13 protein-coding genes are annotated in these 9,221 nt (G+C 60.5%); 11 read left to right on the top strand and 2 right to left on the bottom strand.

What is annotated here, in order from left to right:
* A partial coding sequence (tuf, locus tag AC1DX3_RS04435; RefSeq protein ID WP_476988016.1) for an elongation factor Tu occupies positions 1–1,177 on the top strand: 1,177 nt, incomplete at its 5' end.
* Between the two features lie 161 nt (positions 1,178–1,338).
* Here tuf and AC1DX3_RS04430 read toward each other — a convergent pair.
* Positions 1,339–2,187, bottom strand: coding sequence for a hypothetical protein (locus AC1DX3_RS04430; protein WP_476988015.1), 849 nt, complete (start codon positions 2,185–2,187; stop codon positions 1,339–1,341).
* Between the two features lie 84 nt (positions 2,188–2,271).
* Here AC1DX3_RS04430 and AC1DX3_RS04425 point away from each other — a divergent pair, with 84 nt between their 5' ends.
* Together AC1DX3_RS04425 and AC1DX3_RS04420 are read left to right on the top strand one after the other, a co-directional pair.
* A complete protein-coding gene (locus tag AC1DX3_RS04425) occupies positions 2,272–2,901 on the top strand; it encodes a glutathione S-transferase family protein (protein WP_476988014.1) in 630 nt (209 codons plus the stop codon).
* A 64-nt stretch (positions 2,902–2,965) separates the two neighbouring features.
* Positions 2,966–4,120: a GNAT family N-acetyltransferase gene (locus AC1DX3_RS04420; protein ID WP_476988013.1), complete on the top strand. Its 1,155-nt coding sequence runs from the start codon at positions 2,966–2,968 to the stop codon at positions 4,118–4,120.
* A gap of 3 nt (positions 4,121–4,123) precedes the next feature.
* On the opposite strand, the gene AC1DX3_RS04415 is transcribed toward AC1DX3_RS04420, so the two are convergent.
* On the bottom strand, positions 4,124–4,546 hold the full coding sequence (locus tag AC1DX3_RS04415; RefSeq protein WP_476988012.1) for an META domain-containing protein: 423 nt from the start codon (positions 4,544–4,546) through the stop codon (positions 4,124–4,126).
* A gap of 386 nt (positions 4,547–4,932) precedes the next feature.
* On the opposite strand from AC1DX3_RS04415, the gene rpsJ reads away from it, so the two are divergent.
* The 8 genes from rpsJ to rpsC are packed head-to-tail and all read left to right on the top strand — an operon-like array spanning position 4,933 to position 9,221.
* A complete protein-coding gene (gene rpsJ / locus AC1DX3_RS04410) occupies positions 4,933–5,241 on the top strand; it encodes a 30S ribosomal protein S10 (RefSeq protein WP_006273890.1) in 309 nt (102 codons plus the stop codon).
* A gap of 10 nt (positions 5,242–5,251) precedes the next feature.
* Positions 5,252–6,010, top strand: coding sequence for a 50S ribosomal protein L3 (gene rplC / locus AC1DX3_RS04405; protein WP_476988011.1), 759 nt, complete (start codon positions 5,252–5,254; stop codon positions 6,008–6,010).
* A gap of 2 nt (positions 6,011–6,012) precedes the next feature.
* The gene (gene rplD / locus AC1DX3_RS04400; protein ID WP_476988010.1) at positions 6,013–6,645 is read left to right on the top strand and encodes a 50S ribosomal protein L4; all 633 of its coding nucleotides are present in this window, start codon (positions 6,013–6,015) and stop codon (positions 6,643–6,645) included.
* A 4-nt stretch (positions 6,646–6,649) separates the two neighbouring features.
* Positions 6,650–6,946, top strand: a complete 297-nt coding sequence (locus tag AC1DX3_RS04395; RefSeq protein ID WP_476988009.1) for a 50S ribosomal protein L23 — start codon at positions 6,650–6,652, stop codon at positions 6,944–6,946.
* 15 nt (positions 6,947–6,961) lie between these two features.
* Entirely contained in the window at positions 6,962–7,798 is an 837-nt protein-coding gene (gene rplB / locus AC1DX3_RS04390) for a 50S ribosomal protein L2 (protein WP_476988008.1), read from the top strand.
* 3 nt (positions 7,799–7,801) lie between these two features.
* Entirely contained in the window at positions 7,802–8,080 is a 279-nt protein-coding gene (gene rpsS / locus AC1DX3_RS04385; protein ID WP_476988007.1) for a 30S ribosomal protein S19, read from the top strand.
* A 2-nt stretch (positions 8,081–8,082) separates the two neighbouring features.
* Positions 8,083–8,466 carry a 50S ribosomal protein L22 gene (gene rplV / locus AC1DX3_RS04380; RefSeq protein ID WP_476988006.1) on the top strand — a complete coding sequence of 128 codons (384 nt, stop codon included), beginning with the start codon at positions 8,083–8,085 and terminating at the stop codon, positions 8,464–8,466.
* Entirely contained in the window at positions 8,466–9,221 is a 756-nt protein-coding gene (gene rpsC, locus AC1DX3_RS04375; RefSeq protein ID WP_476988005.1) for a 30S ribosomal protein S3, read from the top strand. Before rplV ends, rpsC begins: the two co-directional genes overlap by 1 nt.

Raw genomic sequence — 9,221 nt, 5'->3', positions numbered from 1 at the left:
ATTCAACCGCAATAAGCCTCACTGCAACATCGGCACCATCGGTCACGTCGACCATGGCAAGACGACTTTGACGGCAGCGATCACGATCACGCTGGCCAAGACCGGCGGGGCGACCGCGAAGAACTATGCCGACATCGACGCTGCTCCGGAAGAAAAGGCCCGCGGCATCACGATCAACACGGCGCACGTCGAATACGAAACCGCCAACCGTCACTATGCCCACGTCGATTGCCCGGGCCACGCCGACTATGTGAAGAACATGATCACCGGTGCGGCTCAGATGGACGGCGCGATCCTGGTCGTTTCGGCYGCYGACGGYCCGATGCCGCAAACGCGCGAGCACATCCTGCTGGCCCGTCAGGTCGGCGTTCCGGCCCTGGTCGTKTACATGAACAAGGTCGAYCTGGTCGACGACGAAGAACTGCTGGAACTGGTYGAAATGGAAGTTCGTGAACTTCTGTCGTCCTATCAATTCCCCGGCGACGATATCCCCATCACCAAGGGTTCGGCCAAGGCCGTCACCGATGGCGTGACTCCYGAAATCGGTGAAAACTCGATCCTCGCYCTGATGAAGACCGTCGACGAATACATCCCGCAGCCGGAGCGTCCGGTTGACATGCCGTTCCTGATGCCGGTCGAAGACGTGTTCTCGATCTCGGGKCGTGGTACGGTCGTCACGGGTCGCGTCGAACGCGGCATCGTCAAGGTCGGTGAAGAAGTCGAAATCGTCGGCATCCGCCCGATCCAAAAGACGACCTGCACGGGCGTCGAAATGTTCCGCAAGCTGCTGGACCARGGTCAAGCCGGTGACAACGTCGGCGTTCTGCTGCGCGGCACCAAGCGTGAAGACGTCGAGCGCGGCCAAGTTCTGTGCAAGCCCGGCTCGATCACGCCGCACACCAAGTTCGTGGCCGAAGCCTACATCCTGACCAAGGAAGAAGGCGGCCGCCATACGCCGTTCTTCACCAACTACCGTCCGCAATTCTACTTCCGCACCACCGACGTGACGGGCATCATCCGTCTGCGCGAAGGCGTGGAAATGATCATGCCGGGCGATAATGCCGAGCTGGACGTGGAACTGATCACCCCGATCGCCATGGAAGAAAAGCTGCGTTTCGCCATCCGTGAAGGCGGCCGTACCGTCGGCGCCGGCGTTGTGGCCAAGATCGTCGAGTAAGTTGAAAGGCGAGGGGCCTCCGGCCCCTCGACCCCGATACTGGTCCAAGCGACGTCTAATATACTAAAAAACCCTTCGGCCTTTTTGGGCCGGAGGGTTTTTTAGTATACTGGCTGTTCCTTGCACCTGTTATGGGGTCCAGGGGTCCGTGACCCCTGGCCTTAGACCTTCTCGGCGAACGCCGGTGCTACGTCCGCTTCCCAGATCTGCCCACCGTCGCGGCCCATCGTGCCATTGGCGTTGATGCTCTCCAGCGGTCCTTCGGACAAGAAGGTCTGCATCGCCACATAGCGTATCTTGAGCAAGTCGAAATCGATCTCGACCGCCGGGAAGATCGTGCCAAACGTCAGCAACTCCGGTTCCAGGCGCAGATGCAGGTGGTCGTCGAACTCACCGTCGAGCTGGCTGAAATATTCGCGATAACGCCAGCTTAGGACGTCCAGCACCTTGGGGACGATCGGACGCATGTTTTCAGCGGCGACAAACTCCGGCAGGTATTTGGTGATCGGGTCGCGGCCCCATTGCTGCAGCACGACCGTGGCGTCGACCACGCCGTAGGGCGGGACGACGACCCAGGCGTGGCCAAGGACCGCGTCCTGGAAATCCTGGAAGTCGTGCTTGTAGAAACCGCAGCACAGGTTTTGCGATTGAACCTCGAAGGTCGTGCTGCCGAGGACACTGAAACTCCAGATGCCCAACCGATCGAGCATGCGCGACATCATGGCGGAGGCTTCGACGCAGCCGCCGTGCCAGTTGTCCGCCTCGAAAGCCTTGATGATCAGCCGGCACAGTTTCGGCACGACCTCACGCACGCGGGCATCATAGGCTTCGTCGCGTGGCCGTAACATGACCCAGCGGGCATAGAGCTCGCGCAGGATCTTGGGTTCCAGGGTACAGGCCTGGTCGTAAAAGCCGAGTTGGGTCGTATCGATGCCGACCGCGTGCAAGCCGGCTTCAAGTCGATGAAACTCGATGTCCGAAGCGGTCTCTTCGGATGCTGCCGCTTCCATGCGCGCGTGCCTTTACTGATAGACGAAGTGCAGTGCGGTAAGCTATTCAACGGGCGTTGTCCATCGCCATAAGAGGAAGCGAAAATGATCCTGATCGGCCAGTATGATTCCCCCTTTGTCCGGCGGGTCGCCATCGCCATGACCCTCTACGGAATGGACTTCGAACACCGCCCGTGGTCGACCTTCGGCGAAGGCCAGCTGATCGAGCCGTTCAACCCGCTGCGGCGGGTGCCGACCCTTGTTCTCGACGACGGCAGCGTCATTATCGAGAGCGCCTATATGCTGGATTGGCTGGACGAACAGGCCGGCGACCGCGCTTTGATCGCCAAGTCCGGCGAGGCTCGTCGGAAGGCGCTTTATTATATCGCGCTCAGTACCGGTTTTTCCGACAAGGCGATCGCCCTGTTTTATGAGAAGGTGCTGCACAAGGAAAAGTCGCAGATCTGGCTGGAGCGCTGCAGCACCCAGATAGGCGCCGTGCTCGACCGCCTGGAAGCTATTCGCGCCGGGGCCGCGACGCCGTGGCTGTTCGGCGACATGATGACGCATGCCGATATCGTTCTGGGCTGCAGTTTGCGCCACGCCCGCGAAGCTCATGCCGACAGTCTGGATATCAAACGCTGGCCGGCCTTGCTGGCGCACAGCGATGCCTGTGAAGCCTTACCGGTTTTCCAGGCGATCTCGCAGCCCTTCCGCGGCCCGTCCGACTCGTAAAGTGATTTCTTAACCCTATTCCTTAGGGTGGTATCAACCGTGAACGGGTAAGGTCATGCCAGATATGATCCGAGCCCTTATGACGCAACCCTGCCGCCTTGAACCTGTGCGCCCGCAATGCCTGACGTTTGCGGACGAAGCCCTGTGGAAAGGCTTCGTCGCCGCGCGCTCGGATTTGAGCGGTCCCTATTTCGATGTGCGTTATGTCAAGGCCGTCGGTCCGAATGTACCGCAGTCGGGCGTGGTGCGGATCTGGCAGGGCGACAAGGTCGTCGGTTTCTTCCCTTATCAGGTTCGCTCTGGCAGTTTACAGCCGATGGGCGCGCCCTTGACCGACTATCACGGCATTATCGGCGCCGCCGACCTGAGCGTGGATTTCGATGCCTTGCTGAAGGTCACCGGCGCCCGCCGGCTGGACTTCCAGGGTTGGGTCGGCGCCATGAGCGACAAGGCGGCGACAACGCACCTGACGCGCCGCGTAGCGGATACCAGCGATGGCTTCGATGCCTGGTGGCACGCCCAGGACCAGGACCATCACAAGTTCTTCAAGAATATCGGGCGTTGCCAGCGCAATGTCGAAAAGGACTTCGGCGGTTTCGAGTTCAGCTGGGAGCGCGTGACGCCGGCAGTGCTGGGCTGGGTGGTCGATCTCAAGCGCGATCAATATCGCCAGACCGGCATGCACGATGTTTTCGGCTGCGGCTGGACGCGGACCCTGCTCAACGACCTGGCGTCCTATGACAGTTGCGACTTCGGCCTGCGCGCCGGCGTCTTTCGCCGTGACGGCAAGATCGTCGCCGCCGAAATCAGCCTGGTCGACCGTCATGAGGTCCATCTGTGGTTCCCGGCCTATGACCCAGAATATTACCGCTATTCCGTCGGTATCCTGCTGACCATCGCCATTATCAAGCACGGCGCCGGAAAAGGTGTGAAACGCTTCGATTTCGGCACGGGCGGGGAAGATTATAAGTCGCCGTTGACCGTGGCGGCCGGGACCTGTCTGGAAGGCGAACTGGATTTCCATCCGCATCCGGTTTCGGTCATGATGGACAGGGCAGGGGCAGGCTCGCGTTTCGCCACGGTCCGTCAGGCGTTGAAGCGCCGGGTCAAGGTGATCCGTGCGACGGAGATCGGTGTCGCCGGCTGGGCGCGTGCCATGTTGTCCATGGGGCAGAGGGCTTTTATGCGCCGGGGCGAGTTGAAGGCCGCGCCGCGCTGAGGCCTATTTTGCCTCGAAGCGGGCGAGCGGACCGCCGCCGGCGCCTAGGGTCATGGTATTGCTACTGACCGAGTAGCTGTCGGCCTTTTCAAGAGCCACCGAAAAGGCGGCTTCTGTATCCATGCCGTTCTGGCAGGCCATCATGGTGTGCATGCCCTGAGAGAAGTGGATGTGGTTGCCGGGCTTGAGCTCGTAAGTGCCGCCCATGCCGTTGCAGCCGCCCGAACCGGAATAGCGCATCTCGCCGGCATCGAACGCGATATAGGGTTCGCGTTGGCCGGCAACGACCGCGATGCCGTTCAGTTCGACGAGGGACCAGTGGCGGCCGGTCAGGTCCGCTGGATTGCCTGTGGCGGGATCCGGAGCCGTCGCACAGGCGGAGAGAGCGAAGCCCGCGAACAAGAGGGCAGGGAGGATTGACTTCATTGGGGCGGCCCTTTTGTGAGAGTGACGCGCCTATATCCGGCGCGGGACGTAAAAATGATATGTGAATAGCGGCCGCCGCTTATTTTCTCTCCGTTTGCGAAAATTGAGGCTTGACCTTTGCGAGTCGTTTCGGCATAAGCGCCACTCTGTTAGATCGGCTGTGGCGTCGTTGACGTCAAACGCGGTCTGCAAGCATAAAGCAAGACGGGACTTGCATCCTCTTTAAAGAGGCTTTGGCCCGTTTGTTCAACGGCCCACGTGGATAAAACCGCGGGGGCTTTGTTTTTGCGGATATCGCGTTCGTGCTCACGTTTGTGGGGACGAAGTTGGTCTTTGAAATGGTTCACTGGACGCGTTAAACGCACCTCTTTGGGAATACGAGCGATATGGATCGTCAGAATATCCGCATCCGCCTGAAGGCCTTCGATCACCGCGTCCTGGATCATTCCACACGCGAGATCGTCAATACGGCCAAGCGCACGGGTGCTACCGTCCGGGGACCGATCCCCTTGCCCACGCTGATCGAGCGTTTCACCGTCAACCGTTCGCCGCACGTCGACAAGAAGTCGCGCGAACAGTTTGAAATCCGCACGCACAAGCGCGTGCTCGATATCGTCGATCCGACCCCGCAGACCGTGGACGCGCTGATGAAGCTCGACCTGTCGGCCGGCGTCGACGTCGAAATCAAGATCTAGGTCGCGCCCCATGAGCCAAACTCAACGCACAGGCTTAATTGCCAAGAAACTGGGCATGACGCGCTTCTTCGACGAAGCCGGCGTCCACGTCCCGGTCACCGTCCTGTCGCTGGAAGGCTGTCAGGTCGTGGCGCAACGCACGAAGGATCGGGACGGCTATGTCGCCCTGCAACTCGGCGCCGGCGCCAAGAAGGCCAAGAACACTTCCAATCCCGAGCGCGTTCGTTTCGCCAAGGCTCAAGTCGAGCCCAAGGCTGTCCTGACCGAGTTCCGTGTCACTGAAGACGCTCTCGTCGATGTCGGTGCCGAACTGTCCGCCGACCACTTCGTTGCTGGTCAACGCGTTGACGTTCAGGGCGTGTCGATCGGTAAGGGCTTCCAGGGCGGTATGAAGCGCTGGAACTTCGGCGGTATGCGCGCCACCCACGGTGTGTCGGTGTCTCACCGCGCGCTGGGTTCGACCGGTCAACGTCAAGATCCGGGCCGTACCTTCAAGGGTAAGCACATGGCCGGCCATCTCGGTGTCGAAACCGTCACCACGCTGAACCTCACCGTTGCCCGCGTCGATGCGGAACGTGGTCTGGTCTTCATCCGTGGCGCCGTTCCAGGTGCCGAAGGTTCCTACGTCAAGATCCGCGACGCTGTTAAGAAGGCCGCTCCGGCTGGCCTGCCGTTCCCGGCCGGCATCAAGTCGAAGGGCAATGCTGCTCCCGTCGAAGCCGCTCCGGAAGCCCAAGTGGCTGACGTGGCAGAAGAAGGGGCTGAATAATTATGAAACTCAACGTTCTCAATCTCGATGCGGCCCAGGCCGGTTCGGTTGAACTCTCCGATTTCATCTTCGGAATCGAAGCTGTTCGTACCGACATCCTGTCGCGCGTCGTCAACTGGCAGCTGGCCAAGCGCCGCGCCGGTACGCACAAGGTGCAGACGCGGAATGAAAATTCCCGCACCGGCAAGAAGATGTACAAGCAAAAGGGCTCCGGCGGCGCTCGTCACGGTTCGCGCCGTGCCCCGCAATTCGTCGGCGGTTCGCGCGCCTTCGGTCCGGTCGTGCGTTCGCACGCTTTCGACCTGCCCAAGAAGGTTCGTGCGCTCGGTCTGCGTCATGCTCTGTCGTCGAAGTTCAATTCCGGCCAGCTGATCGTTATCGATCAGGCCGTGATCGACAGCCCGAAGACCCAGGGTCTCCTGGCTTCCTTCGAAAAGCTGGGCGTGAACAACGCCCTGTTCATCACCGGTCCCGAAGTTGACGCCAACTTCGCCCTCGCTTCGCGCAACATCCCCAATATCGACGTCCTGCCGACGGCCGGTCTGAATGTTTATGACATTCTGCGCCGCCACAAGCTGGTACTGACGAAGTCGGCGGTTGAAGCCATCGAAGCTCGCTTCGCAGTGGAGGCCTAAGATTATGGCTGCTACCCTCCGTAATTTCGACGTCCTGCTGTCGCCGCACATCACTGAAAAGGCCACTCTGCTGTCCGAGCAGAACAAGGTCGTTTTCAAGATCGCGCTCGACGCGTCCAAGGACGAAGTCGCTTCCGCCGTCGAAGCCATCTATAACGTCAAGGTCACCAAGGTGAACACCATCGTCACCAAGGGCAAGACCAAGCGTTTCAAGGGCATCAAGGGCCGTCGCTCCGACATCAAAAAAGCTATCGTGACCCTGGCCGAAGGCCAGTCGATCGATATCACGACCGGTCTGTAAGGAAGGGCTCAGAAAATGGCTTTAAAGCAATTTAATCCGACCTCGCCCGGCCGCCGCAGTCTGGTCCTCGTCGACCGCTCGGAACTGTTCAAGGGCAAGCCGCAAAAGGCCCTGGTCGAAGGTCTGACCAAGTCGGGCGGCCGTGGTGCGCAAGGCCGCATCGCTGTCCGTTTCCGTGGCGGCGGCGCCAAGCGCCTGTACCGCATCGTCGACTTCAAGCGCCGCAAGTGGGACGTGCCCGCGACCGTAGACCATCTGGAATACGATCCGAACCGTACCGCCTTCATCGCTTTGATCACCTATAGCGACGGCGAAAAGGCCTATATCCTGGCCCCGCAACGCCTCAAGGCCGGTGACACCGTCATCGCCTCGGAAAAGGTCGACGTGAAGCCCGGTAATGCCGCGCCGCTGCGCAGCCTGCCGATCGGCACGATCATCCACAACGTGGAAATGAAGCCTGCCAAGGGCGGCCAGCTGGCTCGCTCCGCCGGCGCCTATGCTCAGCTGGTCGGCCGCGATGCCGGTTATGCCCAGATCCGTTTGGGTTCGGGCGAACTGCGCATGGTTCTCGACACCTGCATGGCCACGGTCGGCGCCGTGTCGAACCAGGACCACATGAACATCAGCCTCGGCAAGGCCGGCCGCACGCGTCACATGGGCTTCCGCCCGCACGTCCGCGGCGTCGCCATGAACCCGGTCGACCACCCGCACGGTGGTGGTGAAGGCAAGACCTCCGGTGGCCGTAACCCTGTGACCCCGTGGGGCAAGCCCACCAAGGGTCGCAAGACTCGTACCAACAAAGCGACGGACAAGTACATCATCCGTTCGCGTCACGTGAAGAAGGCTCGCTAAGTCATGGCACGCTCCGTATGGAAAGGCCCCTTTGTGGACGGCCACCTTCTCAAGAAGGCGGAAAACGTTCAAAGCATTGGCCGCAAAGAGGTCATCAAGACCTGGTCGCGCCGTTCGACGATCATGCCGCAATTCGTCGGCATCACGTTCGGCGTCTATAATGGTCAAAAGCACGTGCCGGTGCTGGTGTCGGAAGACATGGTCGGCATGAAGTTCGGTGAATTTTCGCCTACGCGGAACTTCCCGGGCCACGCTGCCGACAAGAAGGCGAAGAGGAAGTAACCATGTCGCAGACAAAGAATCCTCGCCGCGTAGAAGCCAACGAAGCCCGCACCAAGCTGGTTTCGGTGCGCATCTCGCCGCAAAAGCTGAATCTGGTCGCCGCCTCTATCCGCGGTCTCAAGGTCCAGCGCGCTCTGAACGAGCTCGAGTTCTCGCGCAAGCGTATCGCCAAGGACGTCCGCAAGGCGCTCTACTCGGCGATCTCGAATGCCGAAAACAACCACAATCTCGACATCGACAACCTGGTTGTCGCTGAAGCGTATGTCGGTAAGGGCATTGTCATGAAGCGTTTCGCTTCGCGGGCCCGCGGTCGTTCGTCGCGTATCATCAAACCTTTCTCCGAACTGACGATCGTTGTTCGTGAACTCGGCCAGGAGGCTGCGTAATGGGTCAGAAAGTTAATCCGATCGGCATGCGCCTCGGCATCAACCGCACCTGGGATTCGCGTTGGTTCGCCGCGCGTCAGGAATATGCCAAGTTGCTGCATCAGGACCTGAAGATCCGCAAGGAACTGAAGGAAAAGTTGAACGCTGCCGGCGTGTCGCGCATCATCATCGAGCGCCCCCACAAGAAGTGCCGCGTCACCATCTATGCCGCCCGTCCGGGCGTCGTGATCGGTAAGAAGGGCGCTGACATCGACAAGCTGCGTAAGGACGTGGCGGCGTTGACCGAAGGCGAAGTCTTCCTCAACCTGGTCGAAATCAAGAAGCCGGAAGTCGACAGCCAACTGGTTGCCGAATCCATCGCTCAGCAGCTGGAACGCCGCGTCGCGTTCCGCCGCGCCATGAAACGTTCGATCCAGTCGGCCATGCGTCTCGGCGCCAAGGGCATCCGGATGAACCTGTCGGGCCGTCTCGGTGGTGCCGAAATCGCCCGTATGGAATGGTATCGTGAAGGCCGGGTGCCTTTGCACACCCTGCGCGCCGACATCGACTTCGGTTTCGCCGAAGCCCTGACCACCTACGGCATCATCGGTGTCAAGGTGTGGATCTTCAAGGGTGAAGTCCTCGAGCACGATCCGATGGCGCAGGACAAGCGTTGGGCTGTTGAAGCCTCGGGCCAGTCCTCGAACGAGCGTCCGGAACGTGGTGACCGTAACAACCGTGGCCCGCGCCGCGATCGCAACAATAAGGAGGCGTAA

It is taken from the genome of Asticcacaulis sp. P2_B1 (assembly GCF_056404915.1).
This window is presented reverse-complemented; position numbering and strand designations above follow the sequence as displayed.